This window comes from Paenibacillus solanacearum (genome assembly GCF_910593845.1).
In the GTDB taxonomy this organism is placed as follows: domain Bacteria; phylum Bacillota; class Bacilli; order Paenibacillales; family NBRC-103111; genus Paenibacillus_G; species Paenibacillus_G solanacearum.
This window is the reverse complement of the sequence record NZ_CAJVAS010000046.1, coordinates 26,209-46,411: the sequence shown is the minus strand read 5'-3', so window position 1 is coordinate 46,411 and position 20,203 is coordinate 26,209. Positions and strand designations below refer to the sequence as shown.

Genomic DNA, 20,203 nt, shown 5'->3' with positions numbered 1-20,203 from the left:
TCGACACTCTCACTTTACCAAAGGAAGCGGTGTTTTTCTATTTTTCAATCAAGGTATCTTATCGATCACAAATCCAGTACGCACACGGACTTAGGCTGATTTATTAGATGCGAAAGTTGAGACCATAAGATTTGGTGGGTGGAAGGAATGCGCAAAGCAACGTTAACAGCAAGTATACGAAAATTCAACGTGTATTCGAAATAATCGTACGGGTCAAATGTATTCATTCCCAGGCTGAAGCAGGAGATGTGCCATGACGTTCGAAGAATTGAAAGAACAAATCGTTGCGTGCGAGGCGTGCAAAGCGAAGTTCGGGTTTACACCAACTCCGATTTTCCATGGGAAGGAACAGTCCAAAATTTTTCAAATAAGTCAGGCGCCTTCCCATAACGTGCATCTCACGAAGAAGCCGTTCAACGACCAGACTGGAGCGAAGCTGAAGTATAAATGGTATAACATCACGGACGACGTCTTTTACGACGAAGACAACTTTTATATTACCGCGTTATCGCATTGTTTTCCCGGCAAAAACGCAAGGGGCGGCGACAATTCTCCCCCATTAAGCTGCGCTAAAAAGTGGCTCGTGAAAGAATTGGAAATGGTAAACAATCGATTGTTTGTGATTATCGGGGCGAAGGCTGCCCAGTTTTTGTTTCCGCAGGATCGGTTTGAAGATTTGGTGTTCAAAAACAGTACGCTGCACCAAAAACCCGCGATCGTACTGCCGCATCCTTCGCCGCTGAATGTGAAATGGTTCAAGGACCACCCGCAGTTCGAAGAGAAACGGCTGCCGGAAATTAGGGAGATGATCTGGAGCGTACTGGAGCTTGCCTAAGCCCCGCGATAATGCAGCATTCGAAACTCACTCTGTTTTCATTGACAATGATGCCACAGTGAATTAATCTAATTGTATTAGATTAATTTCAAGAAAATGGAGTGTGACGAATTTTGCGGCTAAATCATTTGAACTTATGCGTCTCGAATATCATCGAAGCGCGCGATTTTTTTCGAGACATATTCGACTTCCGATTAGTGGAGCAGAAGGGGGAGGCGATCGCCGTCATGAACGACGGTCACGGGTTCACGCTCGTGTTAAGCGGGCCGCGGACGAACGGCGATGCGGTTGCGGCGTACCCGCAAGACTTCCATGTCGGGTTTTACGTGGACACGAGGGAAGAGGTTGACCGGTTCTGCGATCGGCTTGTGGCGGCCGACGTTGCGGTAGACCATAGGCCGAGGGAAATTCGGGGCGGTTACACGCTGTATTTTACCGCGCTGGGCGGAATCATGTTCGAGGTCACGAGCTTCGCCTGAGGAATGAAGCAGCTCCTGGCGCCTCGCAGTCGCAACGGCCGAAGGGGGACATGCGCTACCGCTGCTGCCCCGCGCCCCCGGCGTCCTTCACGTATTCCATCGGCGCTCGGCCGACTATCGCCTTAAAGTCTTTAATAAAATGCGCCTGATCGTAGTATCCCAGCTGCTGCGACAAGGCGGACCAATCGGCTAACTCGCCTTTTTCGATCAGCTCTGCCGCTTCCTGGAGACGGTAGCGTTTAATGACCCATTTCGGGCTGACGCCGACGTAACGGCTGAACAGCCGCTGCAGCGTTCGTTTGTTGATGCCAAGCAGTGATACAACGTCTTCCACCTTCGTAATTTCCCGGTTGTCGATCACGGTTTGCACGATCCGGTTCAGCAGCGCGACGTTGTCATCTGGCGCCGGGAGCCTTTCGAGCAGAAACCGTTCAACGAGCTGAACCCCTTTCTCCGCATCGTCCAGTTCAAAGATCTCATGCTGCAGCGCCGTCCCGTCTTCACCGAATATATCACCGACGCTTAAGATTCGCCCGGTGATGGAGGAGATCGGCTGTTTCCAGAAAGGATAAAAGCCCCCAGGCTGAAATTTGACGCCTACGACGACGCCGGTTTCTTGCAGGTGGCGGGTGTAGGGCTCTGACGGCACGCCGTACACGCCTGCAAACATGCCGTGATGCTCTTTCTCGAACGCCATATGGACGCTCGGATAAGATAATACGACCTGGCGATAGGGGGCTTGTCCTCTTAAGTCCCACTGCACGACCCAGTAATACTCAACCAGTTGGGCCAGCGTCTGGGTAGGCTCATAGCGCGCAAGGGAGAAATTTTGCTTGCCCGCTTCCGCCTTCAGGATGCCTCTGTCGGATTGCTTCGCGCTTGGTTTCATGAACACACCTCCCCGAATCAAGTTGTCGCGTTTTTACAATACTTGTGAATCGATTTTATTTATAATGGGGCTAGCTATTGGAAATAAATGAAACTAAATAACGCGGAAAGCTTATCGAATGGAGGACATGATGATGGATCTCAACTATGTTACGTATATTGGAGCGAAGCCGGAGGACGTATGGCATGCGCTCGTATCGCCGGAAGGAACGAGAGCGATCTTTTTCGGATCGACGCTCGAATCGACCTTTGAAGTCGGCGCGCCTTACAAGTACGTTGGGCCGGGCAACGACGGAGACGAGACGGTGCATGTCTATGGCACGATTCTCACCTTCGAGCCGTACCGGCTCATGAGCTATACGGAACATCCGGGGCCGTCTTACCGCGAGAATCATGCCGAGCTGGAAACGCGGGTGACGCTTACGCTGGAGGTCGTGGGCGGCAGCACGAAGCTTACGCTCGTGAACGACCGCTGGCCGGAGGGCCATCCTTCGTATGAGAATACGAAGGATGGCTGGCCGATGATTTTAAGCAATATCAAGTCTTACGTGGAAACCGGGAAAACGTTGGATTTCGGCTGGTAACGGTAATCATAGCGAATATCCGTCGGCTCGGTGAAACAGCCTTTTACGACAAGAGGCTGTTTCACCAGTCCGGCGCACGGCGCACGAGGGCCGGGAATCTCAATCGGGATTCTCGGCCTTCGTGATGCTCCCCGCATCTTCATCTTCGCCGGCAGCGTCAACGTCTACCGTTTCGGTCCAATCCTCGAGCAGCAAGATGACAGGGCAGTGGTCGCTGCCTGTAATCTCCGAGTCGATCCGGGCGTCGATCAACAGCGGATTCAGCCGTGTAGACACGAGAAAATAGTCGATGCGCCAGCCAATATTCCGCTCTCTAACCTTCGGCATATAAGACCACCAAGTATAGGCATCCGTCCGCTCGGGGTACATATGGCGGAACGTATCGGTGAAGCCTGCTTCCAGCAGCAGGGTCATCTTCTCCCGTTCTTCCTCGGTAAAGCCGGAGTTGTTGCGGTTCGATTTCGGGTTCTTGAGGTCGATTTCCTGATGGGCCACGTTCAAGTCGCCGCAGACGATAACCGGCTTGCGGCTGTCCAGCTCCAGGAGATAGCTGCGGAACCGCTCTTCCCATTCCAGCCGGAACGGCAGCCGGGATAAATCCCGACGCGCGTTCGGCGTATACACGTTGACGAGATAGAAGCCTTCAAACTCCAGCGTAAGGATGCGGCCTTCGGGCTCGTCATCCGCTTCCAGGCCGTATCGGACGGAAAGCGGCTTGATCCTCGTAAAAACCGCCGTCCCCGAATACCCTTTCTTCTCCGCGTAGTTCCAGTACGTATCGTATGCCTCGTCCTGTTCCCACTCGAGCTGTCCTTCCTGCAGCTTTGTCTCCTGCAGGCAAAAAATATCCGCATCCGCTTCCTTGAAATAGTCGGAAAAGCCTTTATTGATACAAGCCCTCAGGCCGTTTACATTCCACGATACAAGCTTCATCATTGTCTCTCCTTGCCGTATTGCCGTTAGTTCGGCTTCCTTCATCGGAAGCGTCTCTCATCTAAACGATAGTGTACCATAGATCGTCCTGCACGGCGGCGGTTTCGCGAAAAATATGCCATTCCGCCCATAGATCCACATGAAAAAACTCCCCCGGCCAATCGCTGCCAGGGAAGCCTTCGGATTACGCAGGACGTGCGTCGGCTATACCGCTAGGCGGCCGATGGCGCTGCCGACTGTTCCTCCGTCATCTTGTCATTGGTGAGCATCAGCATGAAACAGATCACGAGCACGGTCGGAATGAGCGCCCATAGAAAGGTGTAGCTGATCGATCCGGACAGTACACCGGTTATTTTCTCCAGCAGCGGTGAAGGGATGGCGGCTCGGCCTTCGGGCGAAAGCAGGACGCGCGGGTCGCTCGAGACACCGCCGGCCGGCTGCCCGCTGCTGCTCAGCGCGTCGGCTAACCCTGAGGCAAAATGGTTCCGCTGCACAATGCCGTACACTGTAATGCCAATGGCCATCCCCAGCTCGCGGACGAAGCTGATCGTTGCATTCGCCGACCCGCGCTGCATCGGGCTCAAATGTTGAATGGCCGCCATGCTCAGGACGGAGAACGAGGCGCCTATGCCGAGTCCCGTGACGATCATGTAGAGGGTGACGAGCCATTTCGGCGTGGAGGCCGTCAAGGTGCCAAGCAAACCGATGCCGAGCAGGAAAATAAAGCCGAAGATGAGCATGACGCTGCGATAGCCGTGTTTGGTGCACAGCATTGCGCCCATTTGGCTGGAGGCGACGACGCCGAGCATCATCGGCAGCAGCAGCAGGCCGGAGCTTGTGGCTGTACCGCCCATGACGCCCTGCACGAAGATCGGGATGTACACCGTCGCCACAATAAAGGCGATTCCGTAAAACAAGCCGATCAGCGCGCTCGCCCGGAACAGACGGTTGCGGAACATGCGGTACGAGACGATCGGCTCTTTCGCCCGGGCTTCCGCCCAAAGGAAGGCGAGCAGTAGGATGGCGAACCCGGCAAACAAGCCTGCGATTTGCGGGGAGCTCCAAGCAAAGGTGTGGCCGCCCAGCTCCAGCCCGAACATCAGGCAGAGGGTTGCGCCGACAAGGGTGACCGCCCCGATCCAATCGATTTTTTGACTGGACTGGCCGACGGACGGCTTATAGTGAAGCAGGATGAACAGGAGAGACAGCAGGCCGATCGGCAGGTTGATGTAAAAGATCCACCGCCAATCGATATAGTCCGTAATGTAGGAGCCGAGCAGCGGTCCGAAAATGCTGGACAAGCCGAAGGTGGCCCCGAACAATCCCATCGTTTTGCCGCGCTGCTCCGGCGGGACGACGTCGTAAATGATCGTGAATGCAATCGGCACGAGTGCGCCGCCGCCGATGCCTTGAATCGCGCGGTACAAGCTGAGCTGTACGATGCTTTGCGCCGTTCCGCACAGGATCGAGCCGAGCAGGAAGACGATCATGCCGAAGAGAAAGAACCGCTTCCTGCCGTACATGTCGGATAGCTTCCCGAAGATCGGCATGCCGGCCATGCTGGCGATCATGTAAGCGGAGGTAACCCAGATGAATTTGTCGAAGCCGCCGAGCTTGCCTACGATCGTGCCCATCGCTGTCGCGACGATCGTGTTGTCCATCGACGCCATGAGAATCGCGAGCAGCAAGCCGGCGAGGATGTAGCCGATCGGCCCGTTATTTGTTTTTGTTCCCATTCGTAAAACCGCTCCTTCTTGTTCTTGTCTTATGGTTTCTTACTTATGGCACTACTATAGAGCTCTTTCGCTGACAGCTGTATGTCAGTGTTTTGGTAAGAACGGCAGTTCATTTTTTGCCGGCGTCATGCTTCACTTTTATGGAAAAGGGCGAATAACGGAGCATGGTCAAGCTTTCATTTTCAGAAAAAGCCGACGGCCCTTTTCAAGACGGGAGAAGCGTAGACACGAACATTTGTTTTTGCGGTTTGACCTTCGGAAAGCACGGCTGTTACAGTAGGTCTACTTACAAATGGTGGAAAGGGGCAGGGGTGAATGCCGGAGTGGCTGTTATTTTTTGCGAAACAATTGGCTCGTTCGCGGGGCGCGCTTTTGGTCGTCGCCTTACTGACTGTAACGGCTTCCTTGTGCGGAGCGGCGGCTCCGCTGCTGATCGGCCGGTTAATGGATGCTGTTATGCTTCGAGGCGGAGAAGGCATGGAGCTGACCGCTCTGCTGCTGCTGGGCGTGATGCTCCTGAGCGAACTATGCATCGCGGCGAGGGTGTACGTGTCGTCGAAGACGATGATTCATCTTTCCTACGCCCTTACGGAGGAAACGTTAGCCGCGGTCATGAGAACTTCGTCCGACTTCATGACGAAGACGGCGCGGGGGGAGCTGCTGCAGCGATGTACGAAGGATACGAAGGTGATTCAGCAGTTCGGGCTGGCGACACTGCCAAGCTTCGTGCAAGAGCTGCTGCTTGCGTGCATGGCGGTCGCCGTCATCTCCCGATGGAACGGGGTGCTTGCAGTCGTTCTGTTGGCGGCGTATATCATATTGTTTATCCCCGTGCATGGGTACGGGCGAAGGCGAGGGCTTGTGCGCAAGCATCTGGCGCAGCATGATTCCCGCATCCGGCAAAGCGTGCTGGAAAAGCTGGAGACAATGAAGCAAATCAAACTGTACGGTACGGAGCGGAAGGAATTTGCGGACGTGTCGCAGGAGCAGGAGCAGTGGGCCGCCATGAAGGTTCAGGAGGGAATCGTCGACAGCGTGTACCGGACGTTCCCCCGCATACCGGATTCCTTGGCTCCCGTTCTCGTGTTCCTGTTTGCCGGGTGGCAGATGATGAACGGGGAAGCGTCCATCGGGCAACTGGTCACGATTCTGGCCTATATTCCTGCCGTTAACGCGCCGGTGCGTTCATTCTTCGGGCTGTATGCCGGCTTTACCGATATCAAGGCGCGGATCCATGGCATTATGGATTACCTGCGCTTGCCGGTGGAGCCGGGAAGGCAGGACGGACTGCTGCGTCCGGAGCATGTCCGCGGGCTGCCGATTGTGTTTGACGGCGTTACGGTAGCGGGAGACCAAGGCGATCTGCTGCACGACATACGTTTGACGGTGCAGCCGGGGGAGCATGTGGCGATCGTCGGGCCGAGCGGCGCGGGGAAAAGCACGCTGCTCAAGCTGCTGCTTCGCCTGCAGGAGCCGGCGGAAGGGGAGATTCGCATCGGCGATTACCCGCTGCGTCAGCTGGATGCGACGCATGTGCGCGGCCGGATCGGCTACGTGATGCAGGAAGCCGTGCTGTTCCGCGGCACGCTGCTGCATAACTTGACGTACTTGGCGGAAGCGGACCGGCAGCATGCGGCTTCGTGGTTGAACGCCTTTGCAGCGCAGGATATTGTGGCCTCGCTGCCGCTTGGTTACGAGACCGAGATCGGCGCGAACGGAGAAGCGCTGTCCGGGGGGCAGCGGCAGCTTGTCGGGCTCGTGCGCACGATGCTGAAGCAGCCGGACATTTTGCTGTTGGATGAGGCGACTTCGTCGCTGGACCAGACGAGCGAGAATGCGGTGTATGCCGCGCTGGCCGCCCGGGCCGCGGGGATCACGAGAATTAACGTGACCCATCGTTTGAAAGGGGCCGCCTTGGCCGATCGCATTGCGGTGATCGACAAAGGGCGGTTGGTGGAGGAAGGCACGCACGGGGAGCTGCTGGCGCTTCAAGGATTGTATGCGCGCATGTGGCACGAAGAGCTTGAACGGTCTCCGGAAAGCACGGAATATGGAATTCGGGAAGGAGAGGAACGCAGTGAACGGCGAATTGCCCTCGGCAGCCGGTAATCGAAAGGCTGTAACATCGTATGCCAAGCGGCAATTGCTGCCTTATTGGCTGAATTTCGTACTCATCGCGATGAAGAATATCGTGGGCAGCTTGCTCTACATGGTGCCGCCGTTTATGTCCAAGTACATTTTGGAGACTGTATTGCCCGAGCGCAGCTGGAGTTTGCTCGTGATCGTCTCCATTTGTATGGTGGCCGCACCGATAACGGGAAGCTTGATGATTATTTTGGAGGTTCACTGGGGGCGGTTTATGGAGCAATTGGCGGGCCGCGGGCGGGCTGCTCTGTATAACGGTGTCCAGCATCAATCGTGGGATTGGCAGTCGCGGCAGCGGGCCGGCGATTTGATGACGCGGATGCTGGACGACACCCGTTTTATCTCCGACAAGGTGAACGGACAAGTCGGGTTCACGCTGTTTCATATCGTGACGCTTGTCGTCGGCGCGGCGATTTTGCTCACGCTTCATGGGGGGCTCGCGGCCTTTGTGCTGCTGCTGTGGGCGGGACAAACCGCCCTGATGGCAGTGCTCGGGCGGCATGTCAAGCGCCGGGCGGAGGAGACGGCGGAGCGCAACTCGCGCGTCGCCGAGACCGTGCGGGAAATCGTATCCGCCGCGGCTTTTATCAAAGCGAGCGGCAAAGAAACGGCTGCCCTTGACACCGTCCGCCGCGGCCTTCGGCAGGAGTGGGAACAGACGAAGCGAGGGATCGTACTGGACCATAAGGTCCGGCTGTTGAACGGAACGCTGAACGCTTGCTTTCTCGTGCTGATGTATACGGCTGGAGGATGGTTCGTGCTCCAGCAGAGCATGACCATCGGCGCCCTTGTCGCCTTTGTCGCCGTATACAACTGGCTGCGGCCGTTCGGCATGCAGCTGATCGAGCTGCTGCTGTCGATCGTGAAGATCATCCCTTCGGTCAACCGGGTAACCGACGTTGCTTTTGCCGTTAACGAGGAGGGCCGTGGAATCGTCCCCGCGGAGCCGGTGACATTGGAGGCGGACGGCTTGTCGTTCCGCTATGAAGCCCGGAGCGTGCTTCGCGATATCCGCTTCTGCGTCCCGTCGGGATCGGTTGTATCTGTCGTCGGTTATCGCGGATCGGGCAAATCGACGCTTGTCGATCTGCTGCTGGGACTGAGAGAACCGGATGCGGGCCATATTCGCATAAGCGGAGTGCCGCTAGGCCAAGTTGACCGCGGCTGGCTGCGCGGGCATGTGCTGTGCGTGACGCAGGAGGTGATGCTGCGCAGCGGGACGATTCTCGATAATATCGCATTCGGGTTGGAGGCGTCTATGGAGGACGTGGAGGCGGCGGTCCGCATTGCGCAGTTGAGCGAGTGGGTGGCACATCTCCCGGACGGTATTTACACGCAGGTAGGGGAGCGGGGATATGCGGTTTCCGGCGGCGAGCGTCAACGAATCAGCATTGCGCGGGCGCTGCTGCGAAGGCCGTCTGTGCTTCTGTTGGACGAAGCGACTTCCGCGCTGGATCAGCGAACGGAGCGAAGGCTGTTGGAAGGACTGCTTGCAGAGCGGAATGACATGATTGTAATCTTTATCACCCATCGCCTTGACGTCGCGCGGCGGTCGGACCTTGTGCTCGTGCTGGACGAGGGCCTAATTGCGCAGCGCGGCGCCCATGACGAGCTGCTGGCGCAGCCGGGTCTGTACCGGGAGCTCTGGACCGCTCAAGCCGCGCGCCGCTAGACGCCGGCTGCGGAAGTTCGCCCATAGGAATCCCGGGGCTGAACAGACCGACCGTTTCGTGGAGCCGAGAAGGCGTAACACAGGCTGGTCGCGTCCGCCGGAGCTGTAGCAATGAATGATCCCGCAGGCCGGCGGTTCCATTGCTGGCGCTGCGCGCTTGTAGCCCTGCCTTCCGCGCCATAGCTTCGAATACAGCAAAACACCGATGTGGGCGTTTATGCAGCCCTCACCGGTGTTTGTATGGTATACCTTATATGCTACAGCTTGAATTTGGACAGCTGGTCGAGCAGCTCCTGCACCATCGAGCTGAGCGATGCTGCAGCCGACGATATTTCCTCCATCGTCGCTAGCTGCTCCTCGGACGAAGCGGCGACGCTCTGCGAGTTCGCCGAAGCTTCGCCGGCGATATGCGCCACTTGCTCCACGGTTGCGGTTACCTGCTGCGAGCTGGCGGACATTTGTTCCGCCGCGGCCGATACTTCTTGAATTTGCATGTTCACGGATTGAATTTCCGCCATAATGGAAGCGAACAGCTCGCCGCTTGCGGAGACGCGCTCGACGCCTTTTTCCACCTCGGCTGTGCCTTGTCCCATCGCTTCCATCGCCTGTGCCGTATCGGTCCGGATCTCTTGAATGAGATCGCCGATTTGCTCCGCGGCTGCTGTTGTCTGCTCGGCCAGCTTGCGTACCTCCGACGCGACGACGGCGAACCCGCGACCGTGCTCGCCGACGCGGGCGGCCTCGATGGCTGCGTTGAGCGCAAGCAAATTCGTCTGCGTGCTGATGCCTGTAATGATGCCGACAATGCCTCCGATCTCCGCGGACCGCTCCTCGAGACGGCGGATGGTCGCCTCCGAATGGCGTACGGTGGAACGGACGACCTCCATCTGTTTCACTGCTTCCTGGATGGACGCATTGCCCTGCTCCGACTGCTTCGCCGCATCGCCGGCCGATTCGGATACGGCCATGGAAGACTCGGCGATGCGCTGGATGCCCAGGGACATGTCTGTCATCGCTTTTGTCGCTTCCGCCACATGATGATTTTGCGTCTCCGCTCCAGCAGCAACCTCTTGGATGGATTGCGCGATTGTCTCCGAAGCGCGGCTCGTTTGCTCGGAGCTTGCCGTCAGCTCCTCGGAGGTCGCGCCGACGGACATGGACAAATCCGTGACATGCCGGAGCATGCGGCGCTGCTTGTCGATCATGGCATTGAAGTGCTGCGCCATCCGTCCGAATTCGTCTTCGCTCGTGACCGTCATCGTTTGCGTGAAATTGCCTTCGGCCAGCTGCTGCATCATACGAACCATTGCCTTGATCTGGCGCAAAATCATATAACGGATGACCAGTGCGATCAGAACCCCGATCGCCAAGAAGGCGCCGATCGAAATAACCACGGACGCGAGCATGCTTTCCTTGTATGTACGGAGTACGATATCCTCCGGAACGACCGTTTCCGAATACCAGATTTCGGTGCTGCCTTTAAGCAGAATCGGCGAGAACATGCGCAGGGAACGGCTGCCATCGGGCTCGTGAGAGTAGTGGGACATTCTCCCGTATTGAATGCCGTTCCATATTTGTTTTTTTTCCGGGCTGTCCGTGTAGGGTTTCGAGACTAGCTCCGGAGAGTGGCCGTTCGCGATATAGGTACCCTGGGACGACACGATGGAAACGTACCCCGAAGTGGAGTCGATGTCGAGCGCTTTTTTCTGCAGCTCAGTCAGCGAGAAGTCGATGCCGACAATGCCGAGGAACGCGCCGGAAGGATCCAGAATCGGCAGAACGACCGAAGTGATCAGCGTCTTCTTGCCGGCAACGGCGTATTCATAAGGCTCAAGCAGCGTCAAGTTTTTGCTTTTCTTGGGAAGAAGATAATAATCCCCAGCGCCGGTTTTGTCGTAATCTTTACTGGATTCCATGATGATTTTGCCTTCGCTGCGAGCGATATAAGGAACGAAACGTCCGGTTTCGTCTTCATACGGAGCTTTGTTTACGTTGGCTTTATCGTTGCCGTCGAACGCGTTCGGTTCCCACAGCGTATACATTGCCAAAATGTTTTTTTGCTTGTCCAAATTATCGGCGAGGATCCGGACGACGTCGTCCCGCGATAACTTTTTTTGCTCTTTCGCATCCAGCAAAGTTATGGAAAGTAATTGGAGCGTGGATTGCGCGCTGATCAGATCGTTCTTGAACGATTGCGTAAAGTTTTGGCCGACTTGATTCGCTTCGAGCTCTCCCTTGCTTAAGCTGACCGAATGAAGCTGCTTCAAGCTCAGGCCGATCAGTGTGCCGAAGGCAGCGATCAGGACAAGTCCGACCGTCGTCACGAGCTTGATGGAAAGATTGAGATTTCGATACCATGCCATTAGTGTAAGTTCCCCCTCGAGTGCAGTATGACATATATCGACACTTTTTGATAAAAACATTAGCGAAACTTTACATATATAATATGAAAAAAGAACTGCATCCGCTGGATAGAAAGTCCTATCAGGCAGAATGCAGTTTCATTGTTCGGTATGGGAACGGACCTTGATCTTTTAACCTTTCAGCGCGCCGATCATGACGCCTTTGACGAAATATTTTTGCACGAACGGATACACGAGCAGGATCGGGACCGTAGCTACCATAATGGTCGCATATTTGATCGTTTCCCCGATTTGGAACTGGTCGCCCGCGCTCGCGCCCTGGGACATGCTGTCCGTGGAATTGGAAATCAAGATTTCGCGCAAAATCACCTGCAGCGGGAACAAGTCACGGTCTTTCAGGAAGATCGAGGCATAAAACCAGCCGTTCCACTTTTCCACCGCATAGTACAAAATCATAACCGCGATGACCGGCATGGACAATGGCAAAATGATTTTGAACAAAATCGTGAAATGGTTTGCGCCGTCGATTTTGGCCGATTCCTCCAGGCTTTCCGGAATCGCCATGAACGCCGTGCGCATAATGATCAAGTTAAACGTACTGATGGAAAATGGGATGATCGTCGCCCACAGCGAGTCGATGAGTCCGACGCCCTTGACGACGAGGTACAGCGGGATGAGGCCGCCGTGGAAAAACATCGTGAACACAATAATGAAAATAAATGCTTTGTTCCACATCACGTTTTTGCGCGACAGCACGTACGCGCCGAGCGCCGTGAGAAACAGGTTGATGGCTACGCCGAAGACGAGAATGAACAGCGTGTTGCGGTAGCCCGTCAGAATGCTCGGATTTTTAAATACGCTCTCGTACGCGGAGAAGCTCAGTCCGAGCGGCTTCCATAGAAAGCCCGTGTGACTGATCAACTGCGAGGCGTCGCTGATCGAAGCGAAGGTAACGTACAGCAGCGGATACAGTGTAATGACGACAAGAGCAAGCAAGACGGTATGAATCACGACATCGAACGTTTTATCGGCCAATCCGGCGTTCTTGTGCATGGGGATCCCCTCCTCAGGGCATTGCGCAGCAATGCCAGCATCGAAAGCATAAGCAGGGCATTGCTTCGCAATGCCTTTCCTTTTACCACAAACTGCTCTCGCTCACTTTGCGGCTGATGCGGTTGGCGAGAATGAGCAGCATCAGATTGATCACGGAGTTGAAGATGCCGACGGCGGTGCTGTAGCTCCAGCCGAACTCGAGCAGACCTTTCCGATAGACGAACGAGTTAATGACATCGGCCGTATCGTATGTGCCCGGATTGTAGAGCAAAATAATTTTCTCAAAGCCGACGTTCAGCAGGTTGCCCATCCGCAGGATGAACATGATCGCGATGGTCGGCAAAATGCCGGGCAAGGTAATGTTGGTGATTTGCTTCCACCGGCTTGCACCGTCCATACGGGCCGCTTCGTACTGCTCCTGGTCGATGCTCATGAGCGCGGCGATATAAATAATCGACTCCCAGCCGATTTTTTGCCAAATTTCAGAAAGAATATAGATCGGACGGAACAGCTCGGGCTTTTGCAGCAGTGCGAGTCCGTCGCCGCCGAAGTGAGTGAGCAGCGTATTGATGACACCGCCGCTGTTCGTAAAATCCTTGATCATCCCGCAGATGACAATCAGCGAGATGAAGTATGGCATGTACGTCACGGTTTGCACAAACCGTTTGAACGCCTGATTCCGCACTTCGTTAATCAGAATCGCCAGAATGATCGGCATCGGAAACTCAAAGCATAACGAGTAGGCACTGATTAATACCGTGTTTTTCAATATGCGCCAAAAATAATAGCTGCTGAAAAAATCGTAAAAGTGTTTGAGTCCGACCCAATCGCTGTCAAGAATCCCTTTCATCGGGGAATAGTCTTTGAACGCAATCATCGCTCCGTACATCGGCCCGTATTGAAAGATAGCGTAATACGCGATGACGGGGAGCATCATCACGTACAAATATTTATTGAGCAGAAAGTCTTTTTTGAATCGCTTCATGAAGGTCGCTTTCCGCGCTTGCTCGGCATGTTTCGCTTCCATTTCAAGCGTCATTGTCTTGGCCATAACTGTTCCCCTCCTTCCGTAGGCTGACAAATGCAATGTCTTAAGCAGGAGGGAGGGCGGTCAGGCCCTCCCGGCATTCATTTACCGTTTGTTATAGCGGTCCAGCGCGGCTTTTTGAATTTGGATCGCCCGGTCCAGCTTGAGCGATTTCATTTTTTCCTGGTATTTCTCGAAGCTGTCGAGCGGCTCGGTACCGAGGATGATCTTGATGGTCATTTCATCGACCAGCGTGTTGACGTCCGTCATGATTTTGGCGAACTCGGAGCTTTCCTCCGGCGTCGGGGTGATCGGCGGCAGCTGGTATTTGGCCATGTCCGTCTTTTGCCACACGCCCACCGCGTCGCGCTGCGTTGGAAGCGCCAAGTATTGCTCGATATAGCGTTTGTCTTGAACGAACGGTCCGTTATAGTTGGCGCGGAAGTACGTCGACATCGCCTGTGCCGGAGCCAGCTTATCCGGGTTTTTCATGATGAGATCGGTGTATTTCGGATAGCCGTTCTCCATTTTGTAGCTGACGCCTTCGGTGCCGAAGTTAAACAGCATATGTCCGGCTTCGCCGTAGCCGTAATCGAGCAGGCGTGCCGCCAATTCCACGTTTTTCGAGTTGGCTGTAATGGCCACCATCCCGCCGTTCGAGAACGGCTGATCGCGTTGGCCGAATTTCGGCGTGTCGCCCTTTTTCAGTACCGGATACGGAGCGGCGACGAGCTTCGCCTTTGGATCTTTCGCTTCGACCAGCGGCTGCCATTTGCCGATGCCGCCGCCGGCATTGCCGACCGTTGCGCCGGTAGCGCCGGACGAGATATTGGCATCCCACTGCTTGTTGTCGACGGTCGCGATGTTTTTATCGAGCAATCCTTCCGCGTACCAGCTGCGGAACAAGCCGAGGAAGTCTTTATAGCCTTTCTCCGCCGGACCGAACTTGATCTGTCCGCCTTCCAGATAGAAGTTGCGCATGACGCCGAACGCGCCGCTGAATGCGCCACTGCTGAAATCGTTGAATACGCGAGGTGCGCTGTTAACGGAGAACGGAGCCGTTGCGCCTTTCTTTTCCTTGAACGCCTTGAGCATCGCAGTCCATTCGTCGATCGTCGTCGGCACTTGAAGCCCGAGCTCGTCAAGCCAGTCTTTACGCACGACCGGCCCTTGGAACACCATGAGCGCCTCGTCACCGCGAATGAACGGGAACGCGAAGTAGTTGCCGTTGTCCGTTTTGACCATTTTGTCGACTTCCGGGTGCTCCTTCAAATATTTCTTCAAATTCGGCGCATATTTATCGATGACGTCGTTCAGCTTCAATATATAACCGTCTTTGATCGCTTTTTCCGGCCCGCCGGGGAACGACAGGAAGTCGTACTCAATCATATCCGGCAGCTCGCCCGAAGCCAGCATCACGTTGAGCGCTTCTTTGGCTTGGTTGGCCGGGGGTGCGGTAAATTTGATTTTGACGCCGGTTTGCTTTTGCCATTCCTGGAAGAACGGCGTTTCCTCATGCGAAGCTTTGACCCCGCGAAGGTTGCTCGTCAGATCGCCCCAGTACGTTAAGGTTTTATCGCTTTTCATCGGATACGTCACCGCAGTGCCCTGCGTAGACGAACCGTTCGGAGTTTTGCTGCCTTCCGCCGCATCCGGCGCTTTTGAAGTACATGCTACCATTAAGCCGCCCATCATCGTGGTTGCCAGCATGACGGGGACGAATTTCTTGGATCTCCGTTTCATATGGTATGACCTCCTGTTTTGGTCCGGTTTGTCCGGATGTCTATGAGACGCTTCTCATGCCCTCATTATATGATAGCGCTTACGCCAAATGAAATCGCAATTATATCCAATCGAGTCGGCAAAATGCCGCAGATTCGTATGCAATATCGCCACTCGCGTCGGCAAAACCTCCAAAAAGGGGACAAGTTTAAGCGAAAAAGCCGCATCGCTGCGGCTTATTCTTCCAACAATTCCTTGTATTTGCCCGGCGTAATGCCTTCGTATTTTTTGAAGGTACGAATAAAGGCGTTCACGTCGTTGAAGCCTACGAGACCGGAGGCATCGGTTATGCTCTTCTTGCCGCCTTCGAGCAGCTGTTTCGCTTTGTCGATCCGAACCTTGTTGATGAAATCGAGCAGTCCTTCGCCCGTATGGTCTTTGAACAGCCGGGACAAGTAGGTCGGCTTCATCTCGAAATGATGCCCGATCATCGTAATGTTCAGGTTCGGGTCGCGGTAATGCTCATGGATGAACCCCGTAATCCGTTCGGACAGCTCGCTGATTGCCTGCTGCCGCGACTGCTGAATGTTTTGCTGCCGCTTGGCGGACGTATAATCGCATACGTTCTGCAGCAGCGCAGTCATTTGCAGCTGCATCTCCTGCAGCGTCTCGCAGGCGCTGAGCCGTTCGATGCGCTTCGTGTTTTGCTGCAGGAAATGCTCCTGCCCGTCGCCGATTTCGCTGACCGTTTTCATCATCGTGCTGACCAGGTCCAGCATCAAGCATCGCGCGATGGCGATGGAGACGACGGGTCGGCTCAAATTCCGCTCGATGATGCCGCTGAGCGTCTCCTTCGACCGCTGGAAATCGCCGATCTTCGCATAATTGATCAGCTGCTGCTCGACTTGCAGCGGATAATAATACGCGGCGGGCTCGCTTTCGTCCGCTCCCGCTTTGTAGATTTGCTCATACGACAATATTTCGCCCCCGCCCATCACCAGCTTGTATTCCATCGCGTCGAGCGCTTCAAGGTACGCCTTGGCAATGTTCTCAATGCCGCTGTGGATCGAGGAGATCGACAAGGTCAAATGCAGATGGTAGTGCGTGTTCAAAAACGACTGCGCTTCTTTGGCGATCTGCAGCAGATCGTCCATACGCGAACCGGCATCCTGCGAATCGGATACGTTGATCAGGCAGGCGAGCGCGTGATCGACCTCGGCCATATAGCCGCGATGCTGTCTTCCGGCCAGCTCCTCGACGACATTGCTTACGATAAATTGCAGCAGCCGCTGTTTATCGCCGGATTCCATGCCTTCCAAGCGCTCATGGAAGGGGGCGCTGGCTTCGACATACAGCATGATGACGGCGAAATCGCTGGAGATCGGCTTCATGTTAAATGTAATGAGCGATTCGTCGACCGGAATTTGACTGTCGATGCGGCCCTTCAGCAGACGCGCGATAAAATTGGAGCGCAGGATGTGCTGCTGGCTCTTCATGCGATCCATGATTTTGTCCATCTCGCTCAGCGTAGTGCCGATCGCCTGCTCGAGGAACTGAAATTCATTGTGCTCCTTGCCGTAGCTGACGTTGGATTTGCCGGAGAACGTCTCTACGAGCCGCCGGACCGGATTGTAATTGCGGCGCAGGAACACGTAGGTTAGCAGACTTCCGCCGGACAGGCTGATTAGAATGCTGACATAAGTCAAGTTACGCACGTGCTGCGCTTTTTCCCAGTACAGGGAGCTCGGGATCATAGAAATATACGTCAGCCCGACGCGCTCCGAACGGATCGAATGAATTTCGTATTTTTCCCCGTCTTTTTTATAGTAGAAAAACTTCGATTCATCGCCGAGCTGGTCGTATGGAAAATCGGCAGGCATCTTATCGTTCGAGTTGGATACGAGCGGCTCGTTATCGCGGTTCAGAATGAGCACATGTCCTTTATTGAACAGCTCCACGTTCTGGATTGCGCCGAGGATGCGCGCTTGGTCGATCATGACGACGTTGGTGGCCAGTGTCCCGTCTTTATCCGTATTGTACGAACTGACGTAAGCGACCGTCTTGCGAATCTTCAAATTTTCATCGATGCGGACCATCGGCACGAAGCCGCGAAAATTTTTGCGGTTGATCAGGGAATGCCATTCCTCATACGGAAACGACGGGTCCGAGTGCAAGGTGCGGTAGGCGAACGGCCCTTCGCGGACGGTGCCTGGAAGCAAGACAGTGTTGTCGCCGCCCAGATACGTATAGAACAAATCGACGGTCGGATAAGCGGACTGATATAAATTGAAATCCTGCGTCAATTTGTACCGGTCATAAATGTACTCGTTTGGAGAAGAAGCGTATTTATTGGAGTTCAGCAGCTCCTGCATTTGCAAGTTCCACGTGAGTTCGAAGTTCAGGCGCTCCATGGACAAGAAGTAATTGTCCATCACTTCCCGCACCTGTTTCAAGAGCGAATGGTTCGCTTGATGAATTTCGCCCTCAAGCGTTGCGCTGGATTCGCGGTATACAATCACGCTGAGCGTGATCGGCAGCAGAAGTACGGCCAAGTAAGATAATAGCCAGGTCAACACGATACTTCGACGATGAATGGAAAGAGTTCTCGGCAACAGCATGCGGTGTTCCTCCTCATGGCGGACAGCTTCGGGCGGGCTTCATTCAGGGCATCGTGATATCGTTTTCTTATATTGTAATTGTAATCGCTATTTCAGGCACCGTACAACTGTAAAAAAATATAGTTTGAATATGTGACACAGCGGGTAATCATTAGCAAATAGGGGACAAGGAGGCTCGGATATCATGCTATACATCTTAAACTATAAGGGAACCTGTTTGGGAAAGCCTATGGAATGGCCGGAGGCCGAAGCGCGCTTGCTGCAGATGAGCCGCTGCTTCAACGGTCTGCAGATTGTGCCATGGCGTTCGAAAGACCATGCCGAAGCCGCACCCGATGCGCAGAAGCTGGGATGAAAAAAAAGAACCGCTAAGCATCAAGTCGATGCCGCGGCTCTTAGCGGTGATTAATTGGCGTCAGTCATCAACTGCGTGTACTGCTCGTCCGATAGAACACGGCGGGCCGTGACGTAACGCTTTGTGTAGTAGGAGTCGCTCATCTTCGTGATGATGACACCCTTGTCCGTAGCGGAGTGATAAAATTTGCCGTCGCCCACGTAGACGCCTACGTGAGAAATTCCTTTGCCGTCCGTATTGAAAAATACGAGGTCCCCGGGACGAAGCTGATCCTTGGACACGGATTCCCCGACAGTGGCTTGGCCTTTGGAAGTATGCGGCAGGTCGATACCCAACTTGTTGAACACCCAAGAAGTATAGCCGGAGCAGTCAAAGCCTTTCGTTGTTGTGCCGGACCATTTGTACGGCGAGCCCAAACCTGCGTTAACCGCTGAGCTTAGTGGGGTTTCAGCAAATGCGCTGCCGACCGAAATGCTGCAAAACATAGTCAAAGAAAGTGCAAAACCGACAAGCTTCTTCAAAGAGGTTTCCCCTTCCGGTGCCTACGAGGTTAGCTTGAGGGTTCGGTTGAAGGTTCCCTATGATCACTGTGTAGCGAGATCAATTCACCCAGATTGTGGTCCCCCGTTTTCCGCGAGCGGAAATTCGGCAAAATTTTCATATTGTGTTACTAGATACAGATATTCGAGCGAAATTGCGTTTTTCCTTCTTTTGTCACACAATTGTAATAAATAAACCGTTAAAACATGAAACCTGCCGATACGCTCCGGGGTTGAGTGTTAGCGCTTACAAAATAAGGAAATTGTGCGGCACAGCTTACGCCCGTTGCGACAAGCGTGTCGAATCCAGACGCCGTGATCGATTGCAGCGCGGCGCGCATATCGAGGCTGTGCCGGAGAACGGCAAAAACGCCCCGTCTCCTCCGATGTAGCAGGGGAGCGGGGCGTTCCGCGTTATGCCGTAAGGGCTTATTTAAGCTTTTTCCGACCAAAGGGCGTATTGGGTGGAGATGGCCCACATCTTCAAGAACATGTGCAAGAGTCTGTACGCCTGAAACAAGATCAGCGCGGCCAGGCCGGCCCAGATGAAGGCGGAGGCCATGACGGCGGCCGATACGATGAAGGTAACGGCCCATACGCATAGAGCGGTCAGGATGATCATGGGCGCTTGCCTCAGCACGAACAGCACGGTGTACAGGGTGGAGCGGCCGTCCGCTTTGCCGACCTGCAAGTACAGGAAGAACAGCTGCAGCAGGAAGACGTATGCGATGAAGCAGCTCGCCGCAGGCAGCAGCGCTTTGCCGAGATCCGCGTAGGACGACTGCTCGCCGAATTGATGCAGGACATGCGGCACGAGCCAGTACAGCGGGGCCAGCGACAGAATCGTCTGCATCGCGTACAAGCCGAGGAAGGGAAGCGCCAGCCTGCGGATTCCTTCCACGAACCGGTAGCCCGCATTCAGTTCCAGGCGGCTCAGCGAATAATAAATGCCGGCATTCAGGATCGGACTGAGCAGCATGCGCAGCCCGACCAGCGCGCCTGCCCACCATACATACGGCACGAGCAGGTCCGTCTTCATGAGCTGAAACTGTCCTTCGACCCAGAACAGCTGCGCCGCTTCGTGAGACAGCTCTTTGCCCGGATACCGGTGAAGCAGCGGGACGACGATGGACTGCACCAGTTTGTAAGTGAGCACGCCCCAAGCCAGGTTATACAGGAAGAGCGCAAATACGGCGAAGGGCTGTTCCCAGGCGATGGCCCAGCCTTTTTTCATCCAATACCACATCATCGCTT

General features: G+C 54.8%; 16 protein-coding genes and 1 riboswitch. Of the genes, 6 read left to right on the top strand and 10 right to left on the bottom strand.

Going from position 1 to position 20,203, the window contains the following annotated elements; genetic code table 11:
- The first annotated feature begins 253 nt into the window (after positions 1–253).
- Positions 254–835 (top strand): uracil-DNA glycosylase family protein, encoded by a 582-nt coding sequence (locus tag KXG62_RS28945; protein WP_218095483.1) that lies wholly within the window; start codon positions 254–256, stop codon positions 833–835.
- A gap of 113 nt (positions 836–948) precedes the next feature.
- Positions 949–1,314 (top strand): VOC family protein, encoded by a 366-nt coding sequence (locus tag KXG62_RS28940; RefSeq protein ID WP_218095482.1) that lies wholly within the window; start codon positions 949–951, stop codon positions 1,312–1,314.
- 55 nt (positions 1,315–1,369) lie between these two features.
- On the opposite strand, the gene KXG62_RS28935 is transcribed toward KXG62_RS28940, so the two are convergent.
- Positions 1,370–2,203 (bottom strand): helix-turn-helix domain-containing protein, encoded by an 834-nt coding sequence (locus KXG62_RS28935; protein ID WP_218095481.1) that lies wholly within the window; start codon positions 2,201–2,203, stop codon positions 1,370–1,372.
- Positions 2,204–2,336: 133 nt separating this feature from the next.
- Here KXG62_RS28935 and KXG62_RS28930 point away from each other — a divergent pair, with 133 nt between their 5' ends.
- Complete coding sequence (locus KXG62_RS28930; protein ID WP_218095490.1) at positions 2,337–2,786, top strand: SRPBCC family protein; 450 nt, start codon at positions 2,337–2,339, stop codon at positions 2,784–2,786.
- 99 nt (positions 2,787–2,885) lie between these two features.
- On the opposite strand, the gene KXG62_RS28925 is transcribed toward KXG62_RS28930, so the two are convergent.
- Both KXG62_RS28925 and KXG62_RS28920 read right to left on the bottom strand, forming a co-directional pair.
- Positions 2,886–3,719 (bottom strand): exodeoxyribonuclease III, encoded by an 834-nt coding sequence (locus tag KXG62_RS28925; RefSeq protein WP_218095489.1) that lies wholly within the window; start codon positions 3,717–3,719, stop codon positions 2,886–2,888.
- Between the two features lie 212 nt (positions 3,720–3,931).
- Complete coding sequence (locus tag KXG62_RS28920) at positions 3,932–5,455, bottom strand: MDR family MFS transporter (protein WP_218095480.1); 1,524 nt, start codon at positions 5,453–5,455, stop codon at positions 3,932–3,934.
- 315 nt (positions 5,456–5,770) lie between these two features.
- Between KXG62_RS28920 and KXG62_RS28915 the strand changes: the two genes are divergently transcribed.
- Both KXG62_RS28915 and KXG62_RS28910 read left to right on the top strand, forming a co-directional pair.
- On the top strand, positions 5,771–7,564 hold the full coding sequence (locus KXG62_RS28915) for an ABC transporter ATP-binding protein (protein ID WP_218095479.1): 1,794 nt from the start codon (positions 5,771–5,773) through the stop codon (positions 7,562–7,564).
- Positions 7,533–9,272 carry an ABC transporter ATP-binding protein gene (locus KXG62_RS28910; RefSeq protein WP_218095478.1) on the top strand — a complete coding sequence of 580 codons (1,740 nt, stop codon included), beginning with the start codon at positions 7,533–7,535 and terminating at the stop codon, positions 9,270–9,272. The genes KXG62_RS28915 and KXG62_RS28910 overlap by 32 nt, the downstream gene beginning before the upstream one ends.
- Before the next feature lie 257 nt (positions 9,273–9,529).
- On the opposite strand, the gene KXG62_RS28905 is transcribed toward KXG62_RS28910, so the two are convergent.
- The 5 genes from KXG62_RS28905 to KXG62_RS28885 all read right to left on the bottom strand — a co-directional run bounded on the left by KXG62_RS28905 (position 9,530) and on the right by KXG62_RS28885 (position 18,055).
- Positions 9,530–11,635, bottom strand: coding sequence for a methyl-accepting chemotaxis protein (locus KXG62_RS28905; protein WP_218095477.1), 2,106 nt, complete (start codon positions 11,633–11,635; stop codon positions 9,530–9,532).
- A gap of 171 nt (positions 11,636–11,806) precedes the next feature.
- Positions 11,807–12,688, bottom strand: coding sequence for a carbohydrate ABC transporter permease (locus KXG62_RS28900; RefSeq protein WP_218095476.1), 882 nt, complete (start codon positions 12,686–12,688; stop codon positions 11,807–11,809).
- An 82-nt stretch (positions 12,689–12,770) separates the two neighbouring features.
- Positions 12,771–13,715 carry an ABC transporter permease gene (locus KXG62_RS28895; protein WP_425517387.1) on the bottom strand — a complete coding sequence of 315 codons (945 nt, stop codon included), beginning with the start codon at positions 13,713–13,715 and terminating at the stop codon, positions 12,771–12,773.
- A 105-nt stretch (positions 13,716–13,820) separates the two neighbouring features.
- Complete coding sequence (locus KXG62_RS28890; protein ID WP_218095475.1) at positions 13,821–15,458, bottom strand: extracellular solute-binding protein; 1,638 nt, start codon at positions 15,456–15,458, stop codon at positions 13,821–13,823.
- 215 nt (positions 15,459–15,673) lie between these two features.
- Positions 15,674–18,055 (bottom strand): helix-turn-helix domain-containing protein, encoded by a 2,382-nt coding sequence (locus KXG62_RS28885; RefSeq protein ID WP_218095474.1) that lies wholly within the window; start codon positions 18,053–18,055, stop codon positions 15,674–15,676.
- A gap of 184 nt (positions 18,056–18,239) precedes the next feature.
- Between KXG62_RS28885 and KXG62_RS28880 the strand changes: the two genes are divergently transcribed.
- Positions 18,240–18,410 carry a hypothetical protein gene (locus tag KXG62_RS28880; RefSeq protein WP_218095473.1) on the top strand — a complete coding sequence of 57 codons (171 nt, stop codon included), beginning with the start codon at positions 18,240–18,242 and terminating at the stop codon, positions 18,408–18,410.
- Between the two features lie 50 nt (positions 18,411–18,460).
- Here the strand turns inward: KXG62_RS28880 and KXG62_RS28875 are convergent, their stop codons facing one another.
- Positions 18,461–18,931 (bottom strand): C40 family peptidase, encoded by a 471-nt coding sequence (locus KXG62_RS28875; RefSeq protein WP_246627686.1) that lies wholly within the window; start codon positions 18,929–18,931, stop codon positions 18,461–18,463.
- Positions 18,932–18,934: 3 nt separating this feature from the next.
- Positions 18,935–19,071, bottom strand: a riboswitch (cyclic di-AMP (ydaO/yuaA leader).
- Positions 19,072–19,382: 311 nt separating this feature from the next.
- The gene (locus KXG62_RS28870; RefSeq protein WP_246627685.1) at positions 19,383–20,198 is read right to left on the bottom strand and encodes a hypothetical protein; all 816 of its coding nucleotides are present in this window, start codon (positions 20,196–20,198) and stop codon (positions 19,383–19,385) included.
- Positions 20,199–20,203 lie beyond the last annotated feature (5 nt).